At 61.5% G+C, this 19,476-nt stretch carries 23 protein-coding genes and 2 pseudogenes; 17 read left to right on the forward strand and 8 right to left on the reverse strand.

Annotated features, from left to right (window positions below; all coding sequences use genetic code 11):
• Positions 1–187: 187 nt before the first annotated feature.
• Entirely contained in the window at positions 188–1,720 is a 1,533-nt protein-coding gene (locus NKH01_RS21220; RefSeq protein WP_353022208.1) for a helicase HerA-like C-terminal domain-containing protein, read from the forward strand.
• Between the two features lie 188 nt (positions 1,721–1,908).
• Here the strand turns inward: NKH01_RS21220 and NKH01_RS21225 are convergent.
• Positions 1,909–2,791 (reverse strand): annotated as a pseudogene (locus NKH01_RS21225) (LysR family transcriptional regulator).
• Between the two features lie 168 nt (positions 2,792–2,959).
• On the opposite strand from NKH01_RS21225, the gene NKH01_RS21230 reads away from it, so the two are divergent.
• The 10 genes and pseudogenes from NKH01_RS21230 (at position 2,960) to NKH01_RS21275 (ending at position 8,386) form a co-directional block, all read left to right on the forward strand.
• Positions 2,960–3,517 (forward strand): isochorismatase family protein, encoded by a 558-nt coding sequence (locus tag NKH01_RS21230; RefSeq protein WP_353022350.1) that lies wholly within the window; start codon positions 2,960–2,962, stop codon positions 3,515–3,517.
• A gap of 102 nt (positions 3,518–3,619) precedes the next feature.
• Complete coding sequence (locus tag NKH01_RS21235) at positions 3,620–4,003, forward strand: DoxX family protein (RefSeq protein ID WP_353022210.1); 384 nt, start codon at positions 3,620–3,622, stop codon at positions 4,001–4,003.
• Complete coding sequence (locus NKH01_RS21240; protein ID WP_352963919.1) at positions 4,000–4,359, forward strand: pirin family protein; 360 nt, start codon at positions 4,000–4,002, stop codon at positions 4,357–4,359. Before NKH01_RS21235 ends, NKH01_RS21240 begins: the two co-directional genes overlap by 4 nt.
• Positions 4,360–4,602: 243 nt before the next feature.
• Complete coding sequence (locus tag NKH01_RS21245; protein WP_353022212.1) at positions 4,603–4,881, forward strand: hypothetical protein; 279 nt, start codon at positions 4,603–4,605, stop codon at positions 4,879–4,881.
• Positions 4,882–4,911: 30 nt separating this feature from the next.
• Positions 4,912–5,321: pseudogene (locus NKH01_RS21250) on the forward strand (helicase HerA-like domain-containing protein); the annotation flags it as partial.
• A gap of 229 nt (positions 5,322–5,550) precedes the next feature.
• Complete coding sequence (locus NKH01_RS21255) at positions 5,551–6,552, forward strand: winged helix-turn-helix domain-containing protein (RefSeq protein ID WP_353022214.1); 1,002 nt, start codon at positions 5,551–5,553, stop codon at positions 6,550–6,552.
• Positions 6,553–6,634: 82 nt separating this feature from the next.
• Positions 6,635–7,351 (forward strand): tetratricopeptide repeat protein, encoded by a 717-nt coding sequence (locus NKH01_RS21260; RefSeq protein ID WP_353022216.1) that lies wholly within the window; start codon positions 6,635–6,637, stop codon positions 7,349–7,351.
• A gap of 127 nt (positions 7,352–7,478) precedes the next feature.
• Positions 7,479–7,844 (forward strand): DUF4242 domain-containing protein, encoded by a 366-nt coding sequence (locus NKH01_RS21265; RefSeq protein ID WP_353022218.1) that lies wholly within the window; start codon positions 7,479–7,481, stop codon positions 7,842–7,844.
• A 133-nt stretch (positions 7,845–7,977) separates the two neighbouring features.
• Positions 7,978–8,136: a DUF1127 domain-containing protein gene (locus NKH01_RS21270; protein ID WP_353022220.1), complete on the forward strand. Its 159-nt coding sequence runs from the start codon at positions 7,978–7,980 to the stop codon at positions 8,134–8,136.
• A gap of 46 nt (positions 8,137–8,182) precedes the next feature.
• Positions 8,183–8,386, forward strand: coding sequence for a hypothetical protein (locus NKH01_RS21275; protein WP_210003910.1), 204 nt, complete (start codon positions 8,183–8,185; stop codon positions 8,384–8,386).
• Between the two features lie 361 nt (positions 8,387–8,747).
• Here the strand turns inward: NKH01_RS21275 and NKH01_RS21280 are convergent, their stop codons facing one another.
• Positions 8,748–9,572, reverse strand: a complete 825-nt coding sequence (locus tag NKH01_RS21280) for a L,D-transpeptidase (protein ID WP_352856192.1) — start codon at positions 9,570–9,572, stop codon at positions 8,748–8,750.
• 174 nt (positions 9,573–9,746) lie between these two features.
• Complete coding sequence (locus NKH01_RS21285) at positions 9,747–10,409, reverse strand: haloacid dehalogenase type II (RefSeq protein ID WP_023718415.1); 663 nt, start codon at positions 10,407–10,409, stop codon at positions 9,747–9,749.
• 151 nt (positions 10,410–10,560) lie between these two features.
• On the opposite strand from NKH01_RS21285, the gene NKH01_RS21290 reads away from it, so the two are divergent.
• The 4 genes from NKH01_RS21290 (at position 10,561) to NKH01_RS21305 (ending at position 13,722) form a co-directional block, all read left to right on the forward strand.
• A complete protein-coding gene (locus NKH01_RS21290; protein WP_023718414.1) occupies positions 10,561–11,439 on the forward strand; it encodes a branched-chain amino acid aminotransferase in 879 nt (292 codons plus the stop codon).
• A 108-nt stretch (positions 11,440–11,547) separates the two neighbouring features.
• A complete protein-coding gene (locus NKH01_RS21295; protein ID WP_353022223.1) occupies positions 11,548–12,144 on the forward strand; it encodes a superoxide dismutase in 597 nt (198 codons plus the stop codon).
• A 174-nt stretch (positions 12,145–12,318) separates the two neighbouring features.
• The gene (locus tag NKH01_RS21300) at positions 12,319–12,762 is read left to right on the forward strand and encodes a c-type cytochrome (RefSeq protein ID WP_352848198.1); all 444 of its coding nucleotides are present in this window, start codon (positions 12,319–12,321) and stop codon (positions 12,760–12,762) included.
• A gap of 9 nt (positions 12,763–12,771) precedes the next feature.
• Positions 12,772–13,722: a cytochrome c gene (locus NKH01_RS21305; RefSeq protein WP_353022225.1), complete on the forward strand. Its 951-nt coding sequence runs from the start codon at positions 12,772–12,774 to the stop codon at positions 13,720–13,722.
• Positions 13,723–13,734: 12 nt separating this feature from the next.
• Here NKH01_RS21305 and NKH01_RS21310 read toward each other — a convergent pair whose 3' ends face one another.
• The 3 genes from NKH01_RS21310 to NKH01_RS21320 form a co-directional block, all read right to left on the reverse strand.
• Positions 13,735–14,118, reverse strand: coding sequence for an SET domain-containing protein (locus NKH01_RS21310; RefSeq protein WP_023718410.1), 384 nt, complete (start codon positions 14,116–14,118; stop codon positions 13,735–13,737).
• Positions 14,119–14,260: 142 nt separating this feature from the next.
• Positions 14,261–14,887: a LysE family translocator gene (locus tag NKH01_RS21315; protein WP_352848204.1), complete on the reverse strand. Its 627-nt coding sequence runs from the start codon at positions 14,885–14,887 to the stop codon at positions 14,261–14,263.
• 79 nt (positions 14,888–14,966) lie between these two features.
• A complete protein-coding gene (locus NKH01_RS21320; RefSeq protein WP_353022228.1) occupies positions 14,967–17,078 on the reverse strand; it encodes a S9 family peptidase in 2,112 nt (703 codons plus the stop codon).
• Positions 17,079–17,193: 115 nt separating this feature from the next.
• Here NKH01_RS21320 and NKH01_RS21325 point away from each other — a divergent pair, with 115 nt between their 5' ends.
• Both NKH01_RS21325 and NKH01_RS21330 read left to right on the forward strand, forming a co-directional pair.
• On the forward strand, positions 17,194–17,565 hold the full coding sequence (locus tag NKH01_RS21325) for an SH3 domain-containing protein (protein WP_023718408.1): 372 nt from the start codon (positions 17,194–17,196) through the stop codon (positions 17,563–17,565).
• A gap of 413 nt (positions 17,566–17,978) precedes the next feature.
• The gene (locus NKH01_RS21330) at positions 17,979–18,404 is read left to right on the forward strand and encodes a Ros/MucR family transcriptional regulator (RefSeq protein WP_023677844.1); all 426 of its coding nucleotides are present in this window, start codon (positions 17,979–17,981) and stop codon (positions 18,402–18,404) included.
• A gap of 113 nt (positions 18,405–18,517) precedes the next feature.
• On the opposite strand, the gene NKH01_RS21335 is transcribed toward NKH01_RS21330, so the two are convergent.
• The gene (locus tag NKH01_RS21335; protein ID WP_023718407.1) at positions 18,518–18,946 is read right to left on the reverse strand and encodes a SufE family protein; all 429 of its coding nucleotides are present in this window, start codon (positions 18,944–18,946) and stop codon (positions 18,518–18,520) included.
• Positions 18,947–19,059: 113 nt separating this feature from the next.
• Positions 19,060–19,428 carry a DUF5330 domain-containing protein gene (locus tag NKH01_RS21340; protein WP_023718406.1) on the reverse strand — a complete coding sequence of 123 codons (369 nt, stop codon included), beginning with the start codon at positions 19,426–19,428 and terminating at the stop codon, positions 19,060–19,062.
• Positions 19,429–19,476: the final 48 nt, after the last annotated feature.

The raw sequence follows: 19,476 nt of genomic DNA on the forward strand, positions 1-19,476 counted from the left end.
AACTCGCCTTCCGTGACGGTGACCGTCAACCGATTGCCAAACATGGGCAGGTTCCGCAAGCTCCAAAAGCCATTTTCGACGATGCCCATTGTCGCTGCGCAATGGCCTCACTATACCTGCGGCGGGCCTCCCTTTTCTTCAAGGGGATCAGGGCATTCAACCCTATAGGTTTGCGGAGACCGGACACATGGCCGACGACACCAGTATCTTCATGGGAGCCAGCCGCAAGCCGGACGACAGCTATCAGCGGCCGGAACGGCTTTTGCTGCAATATGGCAATCGTCACGGCCTGGTCACCGGCGCGACCGGCACCGGCAAGACGGTGACCCTGCAGATATTGGCCGAGGGTTTCTCCAATGCCGGCGTGCCGGTATTCTGCGCCGACATCAAGGGCGATCTGTCGGGTATCGCCATGATGGGCACAGCGCAGGATTTTCTGGTCAAGCGGGCCGAGCAGGTCAAGCTCGATCCCTATGAGTTCCAGGAATTTCCGGTCATCTTCTGGGATCTGTTCGGCGAGCAGGGTCACCCGATCCGCGCCACCATCTCGGAGATGGGGCCGCTGCTTCTGTCGCGGCTAATGAACCTCTCCGAGGCGCAGGAAGGCATTATGAACATCGCCTTCCGCATCGCCGACGAGGAAGGCCTTTTGCTGCTCGACTTGAAGGACCTGCAGTCATTGCTTGCCAACATCGCCGACCGCGCCGAAGAGATCGGCGCCCGCTACGGCAATGTGACGAAACCTTCGGTCGGCGCCATCCAGCGCACGCTGCTGGTCCTGGAGCAGCAGGGCGCTGCCAATTTCTTCGGCGAGCCGGCATTGCGGATCGCCGACATCATGCGCACCACGCGTGATGGACGCGGCGCTATCAGCGTGCTCGCCGCCGACAAATTGATGCTGAATCCGCGGCTCTATGCGACGTTCCTTCTGTGGCTGATGTCGGAACAGTTCGAGGAACTGCCCGAGGTCGGCGACCCGGACAAGCCGAAGCTGGTCTTCTTCTTCGACGAGGCGCATCTTCTGTTCGACGACGCGCCGAAGGTGCTGATCGACCGCGTCGAACAGGTGGTCCGGCTGATCCGTTCGAAGGGCGTCGGCGTTTATTTCGTCACGCAAAATCCGCTGGATATCCCTGAAACGGTGCTGGCGCAGTTGGGCAACCGCGTGCAGCACGCACTGCGTGCCTATACGCCGCGCGAACAGAAGGCCGTCAAGACGGCGGCCGAGACGTTCAGGCCCAATCCCGATTTCGACTGTGCAACCGTGATCACGCAGCTCGGCACCGGCGAGGCACTCGTCTCCACGCTGGAAGCCAAGGGCGTGCCGTCCATGGTACAGCGCACGCTGATCCGCCCGCCATCCTCGCGGCTTGGCCCGATCACGCCCGAAGAGCGCCGCAAGCTGATCACTGAGAGCCCGGTTTCGGGACAGTACGACCAGACCGTCGATCGCGAATCGGCTTTCGAGATGCTGCAAAAAAAGGCCAAGGACGCCCAGGAGGCACAAGCGCAGCAGCAGGAGAGCGGCCGTTCGCGCTGGACCATTCCCGGCTTCGGCAATGACGATCCCCAGCCAGCTGGCGGCCGCCGCGCGCCGCGGCCTTCCAACCGCCAGACGGTGGCGGAGGCGGCGATCAAATCCGTGGTGCGCTCGGTCGGCTCGTCGGTCGGACGGGCGATCGTGCGGGGTATTCTGGGGAGTTTGGCCAGGGGGCGGTGAGGGAGCATCGGACCACCGAGTTTGACAAATGCTGTCTTGGCATCAAGCACAGCAGAAAATTTGGAGGGCAACCGACGGCGGCTATGCCAGAAGTAGCCGTTCGGACATGCATTTCTCAACGACCAGAACGGGCCGGCATCACGCATAGCGCGAACGTCAGGTTTTACCACCCATCGCAGCGATTACGCTCAACGGGCGCCGAACCACTCGATGAGGATGTCAATCAGCGCACGCACCTTTCTGGGTGCGGTCCCGCCAGGTGGCCGCACCACGTAGATCCCAGCCTCCGGCGAGGGATAATCCGCCATCACTTGTCTCAACTTACCCTCCGCGATCGGCACGTCGGTAAGGAAGTCGGGCAGCGCGGCAATGCCCAGCCCACCCAAGGCAGCCGTCAACAGTGCGGTGCCGTTGTCCGCCTTGAAGCGTCCGCGCGGACTGATCGAGATCGTCTTGCCGCTCACGACGAAGCGCCACGTCTCGTTGCCCTGCAAGAGGCATTCGTGCTGGGCGAGGTCGTCCGGTGTCATGGGAGTTCCATGTTTAGCAAGATAGGCGGGACTGGCGACGCACGTCCCGCGCAAGGGTGCGATCCGCCGTGCGATCAGGTTTGAGTCCGCCAGAATACCTACGCGGATGCCGACGTCGAAGCCTTCACCGACAAGGTCGACGAAGCGGTCGCTATAGGCTGTATGGACATGCAGCCTTGGGTGACGGCTGGCCAGTTCGGTCAGCACGGAGCAAAGGTGCGTGACGCCGAAGCTCAGCGGGGCCGCAATCCGCAACCGGCCCCGCACATCTCCTTCGGGCGAAACCGAATCTCGGGCCGCCTCCAGTTCGGAGATGGCGCGGACGGCGTGCTCGCGCAGGGTGGCGCCTGCCTCGGTCAGCGCCGCGCCGCGCGTCGTGCGGACAAGTAGCTGCGCGTAGCTGCGCGCCAAGATCCTGCTCCAGCCGTTGGAGCCGCCGGCTGACGATCGACTTCGGCAATCCAAGCCGGCGCGCAGCCGCGGATACCCCGCCAGCATCAGCCACCTCAACGAAGGTACTCAGCACTTCCAGATCGAACATGGCGTTCCACTTTTTGAGACGGCGTGGCTAGCCTAGCACGGCTATCGTCCCTCGACCAGCTACGGCATTGATACTGACGAGCCGGGCAGGTAGCCCAGCGCTGATGAAAGGAAATGCCATGACTAAGCAGCAAGGCGTCTGGAAACACGAGGACATGTCCTGATACTCATCGACTACCAGAAAGAGATGTTCGACACCGTCCGTTCCGAGACCCCGGCCAATCTCATCGACCTCAACGTGCGGCTGATGATCAAGGCGGCCAAGGCCTTCAAGGTCCCGATCATCCTGTCAACAGTCGGCGTCGAGATGGGCGTCAATCATCCGACGCGTCAATCCATCCTCGACGAACTGCCCGGCATCCAGATCATCGACCGCACGTCGATGAACGCCTGGGAGGACGTTGCCTTTCGCGAGGCTGTCGCGAAGACCAGCCGCAAGCGGCTCATCTTCGGCGCGCTGTACACCGAGATCTGCCTTGCGTTTCCGGTGGTCGACGCACTGGCGGTCGGTCACGACGTCATGTTCGTCGTCGATGCCGTCGGCGGACTGTCGCAGCTCGCACATCGGACCGCGGTTGATCGGCTGACGCACGCGGGCGCTGTTCCCAATACCGCCTTCGCGCTAGTGACCGAGCTGTTCCGCGATTGGGCTACACCCCACGCGAACGCCGCGCGCACGTTGCTCAAGGAATACAGCATCGAGGGCCAGGCGCTCGTGAGCGCGTGACCAACGGGCGGCGAGCCGTCCTGCTTTCATCCCTTGCCGCACGCCCCCGGCGTGCGGCGCTTTTCTCCCTATCGAGAGGATCTAGCCATGAATAGCGATAGCATGTCCGCCAGGCAGCGGATCATCTTGAGGGCCCTGCGCGGCCTCGTCGCCTTTGCCTTCGTCCTTTTCGGAACCCTCAAGCTGATCGGCATGCAGATGATGGTGGATGTATTCGACCATGTCGGCCTGGGCCAGTGGTTCCGCTACGCGACCGGTATGATCGAGGTGGGCGGCGCAATCCTGCTGCTCAGCCCGCGGTTTGTCGGGCCTGCCGCCCTGGTGCTCGCAGCGACCATGATAGGCGCGATCATCTCCCACCTCACCGTGGTCCCGGGATCGCCCGCGCCTGCCGCGTTGCTGCTGGCCCTGTCCTTGGTAATCGCCTGGTCGTATCGCGGCAGCACTCTTGCGTTGCTCGGGCTGACGCAACGGGTGTCGGCATGAGCGCGGCGGTGACTACCTCGCGGCGGGTCGTTTATCGTACCCGCGGCCATGTTCATGGGCCGGTCACCCGGCTCATGAGCCCGAGCGACCTCGGCGAGTTGTTGAAGCCGTTCGTCTTTCTCGACATCTTCTCGCTTGCGGACTCCAGCAAGAGCCCCTTCGACCTCCATCCACATTCGGGCATTGCGACTGTGACCGTCTTCACTGAAGGCGATGCGAGCTTCGATGAGGGCCAGGGTAACTCTGGCAATATCGGCTATGGCGGTGTCGAGTGGATGCGTGCCGGCCGCGGCGTCTGGCACGGCAAGGAATTGGGAGCGGGCCACTCCAAGGGACTCCAGGGCTTTCAGCTCTAGCTGGCGCTTCCTGCCGACCTCGAACTTGCGGATGCCGAGAGCCAGTATCTCGAAGCCGCTTCCATTCCGGAAGTCGGCCCCGCCCGTCTCATCATTGGGCGCTATGACGGGCAGCAGAGCCCCGCCCGCGCGCAGGCCGGCGTCAACTATCTCATCGTGACGTTGAAGCCGGGCGAGAGCTGGCGGTATGAAACGCCCGCCGGCCAAACCGCGGGATGGCTCGCGGTTTCAAGCGGCGAGGTTATGCTCGATGCGCCAGCGTCGGCGGGCGAGATGATAATATTCGACGACAGCGACCGCGCCATCGAGATGCGCTCGACTGGTGAGGTCGATGCAAAGCTGGTGATTGGTAGCGCCGCACCGCACCCGCATTCGCTCCATCTAGGGAACTACTCGGTTCACACCTCGGCAGAGGCGCTGAAGGCCGGGGAACGGCATATCATGGATTTGCATAAGGAGCTGATTGAGCGCGAACGGCAACCGCCGCCACACAGTAGTGGACCGGTGCCGGTGCTCCGCTAGGAACCGCCGATCGCAGGCGCTGGTCCCGGCGAAGCCAAGGGTGCGCCGTCCATGGTGCAGCGGACGCTGATCGACCGGCCGTCCTCGCGCCTTGGCCCGATCACGCCCGAAGAGCGCCGCAAGCTGATCACTGAGAGCCCGGTTGCGGGACAGTACGGCCAGACCGTCGATCGCGAATCGGCTTTCGAGATCCTGCAGAAAAAGGCCAGGGATGCCCAGGAGGCACAGGCGCAGCAACAGGACGCAGGCCGCTCGCGCTGGACTATTCCCGGCTTCGGCAATGACGATCCCCAGCCGACCGGCGGCCGCCGCGCGCCGCGCCCCTCCAACCGCCAGACGGTGGCGGAGGCTGCGACCAATCCGTGGTGCGTTCGGTTGGCTCGTCGGTCAGACGGGCGATCGTCCGGGGCATTCTGGGTAGCCTGTCTAGGGGCAGGTGAGGCAGGGCGCGAATATCAGCTTCGCGCCATGAACTGCCATGGCGATGCATATTAGTGAACGATCGAAATGGGCCGCTGGCGGACGGACGGCTTCTGGCCTTAGACAGGTGAGAGCGGACGGTCAGGTCACAAGGATCGGGCTACTTGAGTTCGAGATGAAGCCACCCACGTATCAAGCCTCTCCCATGTTTTAGCTTGATAAGGTAGATTGTTGCACCGGAAGGAGGCGATGCACCACTCATTTGGAAAATTCGAACTTGATGAAGCTGCTCGCAAGCTTTCGCTAAGCGGCGTTGGGCAGAAAATCCAGCCGCTTGTTTTTGACTTGCTGGTGTACCTGGTCCGCAACGCGGGCAGAGTCGTCCCCAAAGACGAACTGATGGACGCTCTTTGGCCCGATGTCATTGTGACTGAAGCTTCGCTTCAGCGCATAGTCAGCCTCACCCGCAAGGCGCTTGCAGCGGGGGGGTTGCAGGACGCGATACACAGCTACGTTCGCCACGGTTATCGCTTCGCCATCGATGAGCCGGGGCTGGGATATTTGCAGCCTGCCTCGTTTCAAGGGGCCGACGATCTTGCTGAGGCTCGCAGGCTGGCAGCGGCACGTGATTGGAGCGCGGCTGCAAAACTCTTTGCCAATCTTGCAGATATTGAAGCTCTCTCTCCGGCGGATATCGACCTTTGGGCTCTGGTCGTCGAATGTGACGGGCGGCCGACCGAGGCGATCCCTGTGCTGGCCCGCGCGGTGGCGGCTCATGTTGAGGTCGCCGACTTCGCTCGCGCCGCCAGATCCGCTGTCACACTCGCAAAGATCCAGGCCGAGCGCGGATCAGATGCCGTCGCAGAGGGATGGCTGGAACGTGCTGCATCCCTTCTTTCCCAATCGAAAGACGATAGTACGCAATCATATCTGCTCTGGATGAGATCGCGCCTTGCATCGTCGGGCGGTCGCCCGGAGGAAGCGCTTCAACTGGCGTCAGCCGCTCACGCGATAGCTGAAAATTGCGAAGATCCTGGCCTCCGAGCGCTGACTCTGACGTACAAGGGATTTTTCAATCTAGCCCTCGGCAAGATCGATGAGGGCAGCGAGCAGCAAAACCATGCGGCGGCGATCGCGTTTGTCGAGTCAAGTCGACCCCATCACCGGCAGCTTGGTTTACTGCAATATCCTCTGGAGTTGCAGGACTTTTGCCGACTGGCCGCGTGCTCGCCAGTGGAGCGAAGGCTTTGAAAGCTGGTGCACTGCAAGTTTTGCACAAACATCAGGAGCCTGTGACCTTCATCGTGCTGAAGTCGTCGCAGCGCAGCAGATATTGCCTGAGGCGCTCACCTGCATAAACGAGGCGCTTCCCAAACTTTCTGCGGAGGAATCCTGGTCGCTTGGCGAAGGCTTTCGCGTCCGTGGTGATATCTTCGCCATGATCGGCGATCTCGCAGCGGCGCGCGCCGACTACGATCAGGCCTATGCACTCGGCTGGGATGCGGAGCCGGGCAATGCCCTGCTGTTGTTCGAAACTGGCGATCTGGACGGTGCGCTAGCCGCACTTGATCGGGCTTTACAGGGGATGTCGTGGTTCCATCTTCAGCGACGCGGAAACCTGTTGGTGAACGCGGCCTGCATAGCGGCGCGCGGTGGGCGCTCAGCCCAGGCATCAATCTATCTCGCTGAAATAGATGCACAGCCAGAACGCTGGCGGCAGCCGGCCACGCAGGCATTGATAGCCGAAACCAAGGCTGCGCTTTGCGAACCAAGCGATCCGAACGGAAATCGGCTTCTGCTACTGGCCCGGCAACTCTGGACGAGCGCAGGCGTTGATTATCACGCTGCGAGGGTTCGGCTACAGTTAGCGAGGGCATTGCTGAACTCGGGCGACATTAGCGGGGCGAAGGTGGAGATCACTGCGGCCGAGAGATCGGCTCGTCACCTGGGATCGCAGCGATTGGAAGAGGAAGTTGCAATGCTTCGCCATAGCCTTTCGCAAGATAGCCAGTCGCCTGTCGACGGTTCTATGCAAGCGCTGACTGCTTGACCCTTGCCCTCCTGCTTGCTCGGATTATCTGCCGATCAGGTTTGTCAGCCGACGACGGGAAAGATCAGCCAGAGATCAGCTCTGGATAAGGACGATCAGTCCCCCAAGACGTATTTGTTTCCCAGCCATGCAGACACCGCATGGCAATCAGCAGCGTCGGCGAAGGGTCGGCGCGAAAGTGAAAGGGAAAATCATGAACCTCTTTGTCATCCGTCGCCCGAGCGCGTGGGCATCTCTGCAGGAACTCGAAGCCGCCGGCGCGAAATCCGCAAAGGTCGCCAAGGAGCAGATGTCGGGCACGGTCAGTTGGATCCGCAGTTACGTTGTGCATGAACCCGATGGGCGCATCGGCACCTTCTGCATCTACGAGGCCAAAGACGGTGAGGCCATCCGGGATCACGCCAAGCGCGTTGGCATGCCTGGGGAGGAATTCTACGCGGTTGCCGACACAGTCATACTTCGGAACGATCCGATTTCGACAGCGGCCGCCTGACGACCTCCAGTCGCTGCCTCGCGTGGTCAACGTGAGGCAGCGTCATCCAACCAGTAAGCAATGAACAGAACGGCGCTTAGAGCGGCCTGCCCGCATTCCTTGGCGCTGCGATTCCTGACGAGTGGAGAAAACGATGTTTCACTACCTAAAGCGCGTTTCGATCGGGCTGAGGGCGCGCAGAGCCGAAAGGGCTTTGCACGAACTATCTGACTATATCCTGAAGGATATGGGCATTCGCCGCGATGCGATCTCCTACGCCGTTCGAGAGCACCTCAAAAACGATCGTTTCTGAGTGCTCGCCATCAAACGGAACTAGAGACATGGAAATTCTTATAAACATGGCCAACATCATGTATGTGGTCGCCTACTTCACCTTGGATATTTTGCGGTTGAGGATCCTCACCACAGCGGCCGCAATCTGCCTCGCCGTGTATTTCTACAGCCAGCCGACGCCGCTCATGAACGTCGTCGGCTGGAATGTCTTCTTTGTGCTACTGAATCTGGTCCAGATTGGCCGCATTTTGAAGTCTCGCTATAGCTGAAGCAACGCTCGTCGACATGCTGAATGTTGGGTCGAATGCAACTGCAGCCTGCTCCAAGTTGCTAGTGGCGTTTGGCACGAAATCACGAAAGCAGCGCGATCGTCGCCACCGCCGGCGCGCTGCTCGGTGCCGTTATTGGCATTGAGTTGCGGTGCGGACCTTGCTGAGCTGATATCTGCTTTCAGGCAAGTGTTAAGTGATACTCGGCGGCTGACATGAGGCGCAGATCTGCCGTTGGCACGCTGACCGCGGAGTCGCGTTCGGGTGGTAGATTGCCATAGCGCAAATCCGATGGCTCAGGCAGCTATCTAACCGGAAACCACCAGGAGCGAGGAAGATCCCGCCCGCGCTTTCGACGAGCTCAGAAGATCGAGTTTGTGATCGATTTTATCGGGCCGAGCAGGATCGATCCTTCCGGCACGCCGGCGTCGATCGGAATGGCTTTGCGGTTTGCGGTCGCCACCATCGGCTGGCCGATATCGGCCGTCACCACGACCGGGGTCTTGTTCGGCACACGGTCGTAGAGATCGATAATGTCCTGGTTCATCAGGCGAACACAGCCCGACGACACCGACTTGCCGATCGACCGCCATTCCGGCGAACCGTGCAAGCGGTAGAGCGTGTCCTGGTTGCCCTGGAAGAGATAGAGCGCCCGCGCGCCAAGCGGGTTCTTGAGCCCGCCGGGCATGCCGCCATTATCGGCGCTGTACGGCTTCAACTCCGGCTGCCGGGAGATCATTTCATCCGGCGGCGTCCATTTCGGCCATTTCTGCTTCCATTGGACCACGGCATCGCCCGACCATTCGAAGCCGGCGCGGCCGAGGCCGACGCCGTAGCGGATAGCCTGGCCGCCCGGGCGCACCAAGTAGAGGAAGTGATTGGTGGTGTCGACGACGATGGTGCCCGGCTGCTGCCCGGTCGGATCGTCCACGATCTGGCGCAGGAACTGCGGGTCGATTTTGTCGACCGGTATCGCCGGCAGCTCGAAGCCGCCATCAGACATCGGCCCATACATCGTCATATAGTCGCCGAGCGCCGGCTCGACATAGGTCGGCGGCGGTGGCTCGACCGGCTGTTGCGACAGCGTGGTGCAACTGGAGACCGCGACCGAGGCGGCGCCAAGGGCTGCGGCGTTGAGGAAACCGCGACGGCTAAGGCGCAGAGAGGACGATGGAGGTGTGAACATGATTGCCTTTTTTAAGTCTCAAATCGCAACAAAGCATGAATGCGTCCGGTTGTGCGCAGGTGCTCGAGCAATGCTCGGCGCGATAGGCGGTTCCAATTCTGGCCGCAGGGTGGACAAACAAAGGCAAAGCTGTGACTGGATCGCCACTGTTGCGCCGACGCAACATTTCCGGTGTCAAACCGCGGCAACCAGACCTTCAAGGGACGGCAGGATCAGGGCCGGTGGGAAATCCCGGTATTCCTCTGGGTGATTGGCGCGGTTGATCCACACCGTCCGGAAGCCGAATTTGGTGGCGCCGGCAACGTCCCAGCGGTTGGAGGACTGGAAAGAGACAGCGCCTGGATAGAGGCGCCAGCCCGTGGTGACTATGTCGTAGACCGACGGGTCGGTCTTGAAGCGCCTGACGCTGTCGACGGAAAAGACGTCGTCCAGGACCTGGTCGAGCGCGGCGGACTTGACGGCCGCCTCCAGCATTTCAGGCGAACCGTTGGACAGGATCGCCAGCCTTGCCCCCGATGCCTTGAGCGCCTTGAGCACGGCCGGCACCTCCGGATAGCAGTCCAGCCGCCAATAGGCCTCGAGCAACTTCGCCTTCAGCCCGGCATCGGCGGACGGAACCTTGCGCAGGGCGAAATCGAGTGCCTGCTCGGTGAGCTGCCAGAAATCGGCATAGGCCCCCATCAGCGTCCGCACCCAGGAATATTCCAGCTGCTTTGCGCGCCAGATCTCGGACAGCAACTGGCCGTCCGGCCCGATCTGGTCGGCGTGACGGCGCACGGCCGCGTGCACGTCGAACAGCGTGCCATAGGCGTCGAAAACGTAAGCTGCATGGTGCATGCGACAGTTTTGAGGCTGCGCAAGGCAAGGCGCAAGCGCTGATTGCAGTCCGCCAGCCCGCTGGCCTCAACAAATCTCAGCCAAACCGGTTGACGGCGGCCGCCAAAGCATCTTCCAATGCGCCGCAACAAGCATCGAACGGAACCTGGCAATGACACTGGCGACTGCGGCGCAATCCGCGACATGGACCTTCGTCGACGGCGACTGGTATGAGGGCAACGTCGCCATCCTCGGGCCGCGCAGCCATGCCATGTGGCTCGGCACCAGCGTGTTCGACGGCGCCCGTTGGTTCGAGGGCGTCGCTCCCGACCTCGATCGCCATGCAGCAAGGGTGAACGCCTCGGCGATCGCGCTCGGCCTGAAACCGACGATGAGCACCGACAAGATCGTCGGCCTGACCTGGGACGGGCTGAAGAAGTTCGACGGCAACACAGCGGTCTACATCAGGCCGATGTATTGGGCCGAGCATGGCGGCTATATGGGCGTGCCGGCCGACCCGGCCTCGACGCGTTTCTGCCTTTGCCTCTATGAATCGCCGATGATCTCGCCAGCGGGTTTTTCGGTGACGGTGTCGCCGTTCCGCCGCCCGACAATCGAAACCATGCCGACTAACGCCAAGGCCGGCTGCCTTTATCCTAACAACGGCCGGGCCATCCTCGAAGCCAAGATGCGCGGCTTCGACAATGCGCTCGTGCTCGACATGCTGGGCAATGTCGCCGAGACCGGGACCTCGAATATTTTCCTGGTCAAGGACGGCCATGTCCTGACGCCGGCGCCGAACGGCACCTTCCTGTCCGGCATCACTCGCGCGCGCACCATGGCCCTGCTTGGCGAGTACGGTTTCACGACGACGGAAAAGACGCTGTCGATCCGCGATTTCCTGGAGGCGGACGAAATCTTCTCGACCGGAAACCACTCGAAAGTCGTGCCGGTCACCCGTATCGAGGATCGCAATCTGCAGCCCGGGCCGGTGGCCAAGAAGGCGCGCGAACTCTATTGGGAATGGGCGCATTCGACTTCGCCCGGCTGACCCGCTAAAAAGCGGCCCGGCGCTTCGTTTCCGGAGTTGTTCCAGACCAATCCAGTCCTATGTTAGTCCGGTATCGACACCGGATTTTTCCACGAGGGAGTACGACCGATGGCTTTTGAATTGCCCGCCTTGCCCTATGATTACGAGGCTTTGCAGCCTTATATGTCCAAGGAAACGCTGGAATATCATCACGACAAGCACCACAAGGCCTACGTCGACAACGGCAACAAGCTGGCCGCCGAGGCGGGCCTGGGCGATTTGTCGGTCGAAGAGGCCGTCAAACAGTCCTTCGGCAAGAATGCGGGGCTCTTCAACAATGCCGCCCAGCACTACAATCATATCCATTTCTGGAAATGGATGAAGAAGGGCGGCGGCGGCAACAAGCTGCCGGGCGCCTTGCAAAAAGCGGTCGACAGCGATCTTGGCGGCTACGACAAGTTCAAGGCCGACTTCATCGCCGCCGGCACCACCCAGTTCGGTTCGGGCTGGGCCTGGGTCTCGGTCAAGGACGGCAAGCTGGCGATCTCGAAGACGCCGAATGGCGAGAACCCGCTCGTCCATGGCGCGACGCCGATCCTTGGCGTCGATGTCTGGGAACATTCCTACTACATCGATTATCGCAACGCCCGGCCGAAATATCTCGAAGCCTTCGTCGACAGTCTTATCAACTGGGACTATGTGCTCGAACTCTACGAAAGTGCCTGATCCGTTCCAGAAAGCCCCGGCAGAACCGGGGCTTTTCTTTTTCAGCATCAGAACGACAGTTGCAAAAATTTCACGCAAGCGTGAGGCGAAGCGTCGGAATTTTTAAGCCATGCTTGCCGTTTGTCATCGGGGTGGGACCGCACCCTGAATTGCCTTCAACATGGAGCCAAGTGAATGAGAAAGCTTATCCTCGCCATCTCGATGCTCGCCTTCGCCGGTTCGGCGGCATTTGCCGACCCGGTCGCTGACCGGCAGGCCCTAATGAAGGAACGTGGCAAGATCGCCGCCGGCTTGTCGAAAGTGGTCAAGGGCGAGACGCCCTACGACGCAGCTTCGGTGCTGACGGCGTTGCAGGCACTGCAGGCCAATGCCGAGAAATTCCATGCCGGCGTCGACGCGCTGTTCCCGGCGGGCAGCGACACCGGCGACACCACGGCGTCTCCCAAGATCTGGCAGGACATGGCCGGCTTCAAGACGGCTGAAGGCAAGTACCTCGCCGACGTCAAGGCGGCGGTCGCCGCGGCACCTGCGGATGCCGACGCGTTGAAGGCACAGTTCAACACCATCGGCGGCGGCTGCGGCAACTGTCATCAAAGCTACAGGGTGAAAAAAGGCTGATAGCGGGCAATGCCCTTGCTGAAGAAACTCGTCGGCGCCGCCCTCGTTCTGGGCGGCGTCGCCGCGATTGCCGGCTGGTTCCTGTCGGCTCCGGTCAGGCTCGGTGCCGCCACGCTGGCGCAGCTTGGCCCCGGTGACGCTGACAGGGGCAAGCGCATCTTCTACGCTGGCGGCTGCACATCCTGTCATGCCAAGCCTGGCTCGCAAGGCGACGCTCGCCTTCAGCTGGTCGGCGGCCTCGAGCTCAAGACGCCATTCGGCACCTTCGTGCCGCCGAATATCTCGCAGGATACCAAGGACGGCATCGGCGCCTGGTCGGTCGAAGACTTTGCCAACGCCATGCTGAGGGGCGTGTCGCCGTCGGGCGAGCATCTTTATCCAGCATTTCCCTATATTTCATACGCGCGCATGAAGCCGGCCGACATTGCCGATCTCTATGCGTTCCTGAAGACCTTGCCCGCGGTCGCCGGCAAGGCACCCGCCAATTCGCTGGGGTTTCCCTTCAACGTCCGACGCGGCCTTGGTCTGTGGAAATTGCTCTATCTGAGCGACAAGCCGGTCGTTTCCTTTCCCGAAGGCACGCCGCAGCCGGTGCAGGCCGGCCGCTATTTGGTCGAAGGCCCCGGCCATTGCGGCGAATGCCACACGCCGCGGGACCTTACCGGCGGTACCAGGAAGAGCCAGTGGCTGGCAGGCGCCGCGGCCGCGGAAGGCAGCGGCATCGTGCCCAACATCACGTCGGGCGAGGGCGGCATCGCCGACTGGTCGGAAGCCGACATCGCCAACTATCTCGAAACCGGCTTCACGCCGGACTTCGATACGGTCGGCGGCGCGATGGTCGACGTGCAACGGAACATGGCCGTGCTGACCCGGGAGGACCGCGCGGCGATCGCCGCCTATCTGAAAGCCGTGCCGCCGCATCCCAACGGCTATCCGGCGCGCAAGAAGCCGGCGAGCTGACGGGCCGTTGGGTCAGCGGTCGCCGAGGAAGTCGAAGCCGGTTTCGAAGAAGTGATTGTAGTCGCAGGTCATTTCCTCGCCGGGCGCAATGTCGCGCAAGGCATAGGTCTCCTCCGGCTGCGAGACGTCGCAATTCGGGCTGTCGGCATGGTTCATGTAGCGCGCATCGTCGGCTTCGAAGACGATGTAATTCGGGTCGCGCCGGTCCGGATAGGCGTAGCGGTCGAGATAGGTTTTGACCGGCCCGGTTTCCCGCTCGTAGGTCTCCACCTCGATGCGCCGGTCGTATTTCGGGTCGAGCTTCCAGACCAGCGTGCCGCGGGCAATGTGGTTTTTGGCAAAGACGCCGATGCCCTGGATGGGCGATTTGTCGAGATAGACATCGACGAGCAACATGGCAGATCCCTGGGTGATTGTGTGTTGGCGCGGCTGTGAAAAGCCGCGCACTGGGTAGCGCGCGGCCTTTGCAATTGCGAGCGGAAAATCAGCTGTGCCTGCCCATTATCCGAAGCCTCATACGGCGTCGCCTGTCGAGGTCCTAGCGCTGTTGCAGCGCCAGCCGGATGCCCAAGGCGCAATAGATGCCGCCGACAGCCTTGCCTTGCCATCTCAGCACCGTCGGGTTTCGGCGCAGGAATGCACCGAGGCCGCCCGCACCCACGGCGAAAACCAGCGTGCTGATGAGGCCCAACAGAACAAAGATCACGCCCAATGTCGCCAGTTGAAGCATCACCGATCCGTTTTCAGGCCGCACGAACTGCGGAAGAAATGCAAGGAAGAAAAGCGCGGTCTTGGGGTTGAGAACCTCGGTCAAAACAGCCTGCCGAAATGCTTTGGCAGCGGGGATCGCAAGTGCGCCGGCGGCCGGATAGGCAGGCGTTTTCTCGATGATCGCGCGAATGCCGAGATAAATGAGGTAGGCTGCGCCGATGTATTTCACGATGCTGAAAAGCGCGGCCGACGTGGCAATGATCGCCGAAATGCCGACGATCGCCATGAAGGTGTGAACCACGTCGCCGGCCGCGATCCCCGCGCCGGTCGCGATGCCAACCCTGGTTCCGGAACTGGTAGCCCGCGCCACGGTCAGAAGGGTGGCCGGACCGGGGATGAAGACAAAGCCAAGCACAACCGCGACATACGCAATCAATGTGGTGAGATCGATCATTGGTGGGCGTCTCCGCAACTCTCACCGCGAATGAAAGCCACGTCTTGGAACGGAAGGCAATGACCGCTCTCCCCCGACTTCACGCGGCTGGTTCGGCTTTGCCTGTCACCTTGAGCGCGAAGGCGTAGGTGAAGGCGATTTCCTCCAGCCTGGAAAACCGGCCGGAGGCGCCGGCATGGCCTGAATCCATGTTGATCTTGAACAGAACCGGATTCCCACCTGTCTTGCGGTCGCGCAACCGCGCCACCCATTTGGCCGGCTCCCAATAGGTGACACGCGGGTCGGTCAGGCCGGCCAGCGCCAGGATCGGCGGATAGTCGAGTGCGGCGATATTGTCGTAGGGCGAGTAGGCAGCGATGGTCCGGTAATCCTCCGCCGAGGCGATCGGGTTGCCCCATTCCGGCCATTCCGGCGGCGTCAGCGGCAAGCTGGCGTCGAGCATGGTGGTGAGCACGTCGACGAAGGGAACCTCGGCGACGATGCCGCCGAAGCATTGCGGCGCCATGTTGGCGACCGCGCCCATCAGCATGCCGCCGGCCGAACCGCCTTGCGCAACGATGCGGTCATGCTGCGTATAGCGTTCGGCGACGAGGTGGTGGGCGGCAGCGACAAAATCGGTGAACGTATTCATCTTGTTCGCCCGCTTGCCGTCGTCGTACCAGCCATAACCCTTGTCCTTGCCGCCGCGGACATGGGCAATCGCGTAGACAAAGCCGCGGTCGACCAGCGAAAACAAATTGGTGTTGAACGCGGACGGCACGGCTATGCCGTAAGAGCCGTAGCCGTAAAGCAGGCAAGGCGCCGACCCGTCGAGCGGCGTGTCGCGGTGATGGAGGAGCGAGATCGGCACCAGTTCGCCGTCGGCGGCAGGCGCCATCAGCCGGCGCGTGACATAGTGCTCCGGGTCATGGCCGGACGGCACTTCCTGGGTCTTGAGCAGCACGCGCTCGCGGGTGCGCATGTTGTAATCGAAGACCTGCGCCGGGGTCGTCATCGACGAATAGGAAAAGCGCATGATTTCGGTGTCGTATTCGTAGGAGCCGGACAGGCCGAGCGAGAAGGCTTCCTCGTCGAAGGAGATCAGGTGCTCTTCGCCGCTCTTGCGATCGCGCACGACGATGCGTGGCAGGCCTTCCTTGCGCTCCAGCCGGACCATGTGGTCCTTGAAGCCGATTACCGAAAGGATCAGCCGGCCCGCTTCGTGCGGCACCAGTTCCTGCCAGTTGGCGCGCACCGGATCATGGGCCGGCGCCGTCATGATCTTGAAGTCCTTGGCGCCGTCGGCATTTGTGAGGATGAAGAAGATGTCGCCGCCTTCCTCAAGGTCGTACTGCAAGCCGGTCTGGCGTGCCGCAACCAGCTTCGGCTCTGCGGACGGTTCGTTGGCGTTCATGATGCGATATTCCGAGGTCTCATGGTCGTTGATGCCGATCATGATCCACTCGTTGGAGCGTGTGCCGCCGACATCCATGAAGAAGCCCGGATCGGTTTCCTCGTAGATCAGCCGGTCGTTTTCAGGACTATCGCCAAGCGCATGGAACAGCACTTTGGAAGGACGGTGGTTGGGGTCGAGGCGGGTGTAGAAAAAACCGTCATTGCCGGCATCCCACACACCGCCGCCGCCGGTGTCGGGGACCCTGTCCGCCAGATCGTTGCCGCCGGCGAGATCGCGGACGCGCAGCGTGTAGAATTCGGAACCCTTGTCGTCGAAGGCCCAGAGCAGCTTGCGGTGGTCGTCCGAATGATCGACGCCGCCCAGGCGGAAATAGGGCTTGCCCTCGGCCTCGGCATCGCCGTCGAGCAAGATCTGCTTGTCGCCGCCGTCGCGCGCCGTGCGGAAATAACGCGGCTGCTGGCCGCCAAGCTTGAAGGAGGAGCCGTAGGCGTAAGGCCCGTCCTTCATCGGCACGGAAGAATCGTCTTCCTTGATGCGTCCCTTCATTTCCGCGAAAAGCTGTTTCTGCAGTTGGACCGTATCGGCCATCAGCGCCGCCTGGTAAGCATTCTCGGCTTCGAGGTGGGCGCGGATCTGGCCGTCGAGCAGCGACGGGTCCCTGAACATCTCTTGCCAATTCACGGCCCTCAGCCAGGCATAGTCGTCCGTCCGCGTCATGCCGTGATGCGTGTCGAAGATCGGCCGCTTCTCCGGCTGCGGCGGGGTGGCGGTCGGAAACACTGAGGTTCTGGTCATTGCGTCTCGCTGTGGAAGTTATTTGAATGGCGAATGAACACGCCGATCAGCGCGGGTTCAAGGGCTACGATCTATTGTCGTGGTGGCTCAAGAGGACGGGCTGGAGGAGAGGACAGTGAATATTTTTTCTCGGACTGCCGCGGCCCTCGCCGTCGCTGCGATGACCCTGGCCAATGCCGGTCAATCTCATGCAACTGCCTTTGCGGCTTGGCAAGTGGCCAATGTGCCGTTCGGCGACACGCTCAATGTGCGCAAATATCCTTCAGGAACTTCGCAGAAGCAGGCCGCCTATCCCAACGGGACGGTTCTGCAGATGACCGGCAAATGCACCGGTGGGATAAACCTGCTCGACATGACCAGCCAAACCTACTGGCAGCAGAAACAGAAGATCCGCCATCGCTGGTGCGAAGTCTGGCACGATCCGGCACAGAGCGGCCAGTTCGTCACCGGCTGGGTCTACGGAAAATACATCACCCCGTTTCAGTGACGCAGCACGCCGCTCCGGCCGACGGCTCACGAGCAACAGTAACGCTTCGCAACCTATGATTTTACTGAATCCGCCGATCGGCCAGGCTGTAATGCTGCCGGCAGGATCAAGCATTGAGCTCTATTTACCTGCTGCCGTCTGTGTAATGGCTGCTTGCCGCGGCGTCAGTCGATGCTGGTCTGACCAGAAAAAACGGCAAAGTTACACTCTGCACGAAAGAGTGAAGCTGAATATGAAAGATTTGACTTGTATCGCTGAATAGAGCGCAAGATGCGAATTGACTTACTTGACGCCCAGGCCCATTAAGATGCCGCGACGCGAATCGCGGAGGCTTTTTCCTGCACAAGTTCGCGCGATGCCCAACTATCGAAACGGGCGCAAACAGAAACAATTCTCGTTGGGGCCTGAACGCCATGGATATTACCGAAACACCTTCCAGAAACAGTGACGCGCTGATCGAGCTCACCGCCGATGTGGTGGCCGCCTATGTCAGCAACAATCCCGTGCCGGTCGGCGAATTGCCGAACCTCATCGCCGATGTCCATGCCGCTCTCGGGCGCGTCGGCGGGGCCGCCGAGCAGCCGCCTGCCGACAAGCAGAAGCCGGCGGTAAATCCGAAGCGTTCGGTGCATGACGACTACATCATCTGTCTCGAAGACGGCAAGAAGTTCAAGTCGCTCAAGCGTCACTTGATGACCCACTATGATCTGACGCCCGACCAGTATCGCGAAAAGTGGAACCTGGACCCGAGCTATCCGATGGTTGCGCCCAATTATGCGGCCGCCCGTTCGCAGCTCGCCAAGAAGATGGGTCTCGGTCGCAAGCGCAAGGGACGCTGACAAGCGGCTCTTCCGGTTTGACACTCAAGCGGCGCCTTCGGGCGCCGTTTTGTATTGTGGGGAGACCAAGCTCGGGCCGCCAGTTCTTCATACTGCCGGTAATTGCCGTCCGGTCAGGCGGTCTGCTTCAGCGCTGCCTCGGCGTCACGCTTGATACGCTTGACCATCGAGCGAAGACCATTGGCGCGCTGCGGCGACAGGTGCTCGTCAAGTCCGAGTGCCTTTAGCGTTGCCTCTGCGTCGGTCCTCTGGATTTCGCTGGCGGGCCGTCCCGAAAACAGCGCCAGCATGATGGCAACCAGGCCGCGCACGATATGGGCGTCGGAATCGCCCTTGAAGGTGATAACGGGATTGGCACCCTCGCCTTGCTCGGTGGTCAGCCAGACCTGGCTGACGCAGCCGGGCACCTTGTTGGCTTGTATGCGTTGCTCGTCGGGAAATGGCGGCAGCGCTTCACCCAGTTCAATCACATACCGATAGCGGTCTTCCCACTCGTCGAGCAGGGAAAAGTCGTCGCGGATGGTCTGGATCGTCGTGGTCATTTCCCCGGATATAGTCATCCGGCGCGGCCGCGTCACGGAAAAAGAGGAGAAACGCCGCAGGCGCCGAGAGCGGGGCGCCCTGCGGTTTAGCGATGGATTCGGCCGAAACAGTCTCAGTTCTTTGCCGGCAAGTGCACTTTCGCCGGCAAATCGACTTTCGCCGGCAAGACGATTTCCTCGGGCACGCTGCCGGTGGTCGTCACCGTATCGGGTTCAGCGGCCTTGTCGTCCAGCATGGCGGCCGCGATCTTGGCGGTCTCCTTTGCCCGGGCGGTGATGGTGTGCATTGCCGATTTGCCGGTCTCGCAGACGTCCGGCTTGCGCTCGCAGATGCCGGCGATGTCGCCGACGGCTTCGCGCGCGGCAAACAGCGCCTGGAGCGGCCCGACGCTTTCGCGGCCCGCATCATCGGAGCCGACACCCAGCGGCAGCGCCAGAAGCACCAGCGAAAACCAGAAAGCAGCTCTTATCAGAAAGCCCATCTGTCTGTCCTTTATGACGGTCATGCATCCGAACCGCACAACCCTTGT

The organism is Mesorhizobium sp. M1403, assembly GCF_040317695.1.
GTDB lineage: Bacteria > Pseudomonadota > Alphaproteobacteria > Rhizobiales > Rhizobiaceae > Mesorhizobium.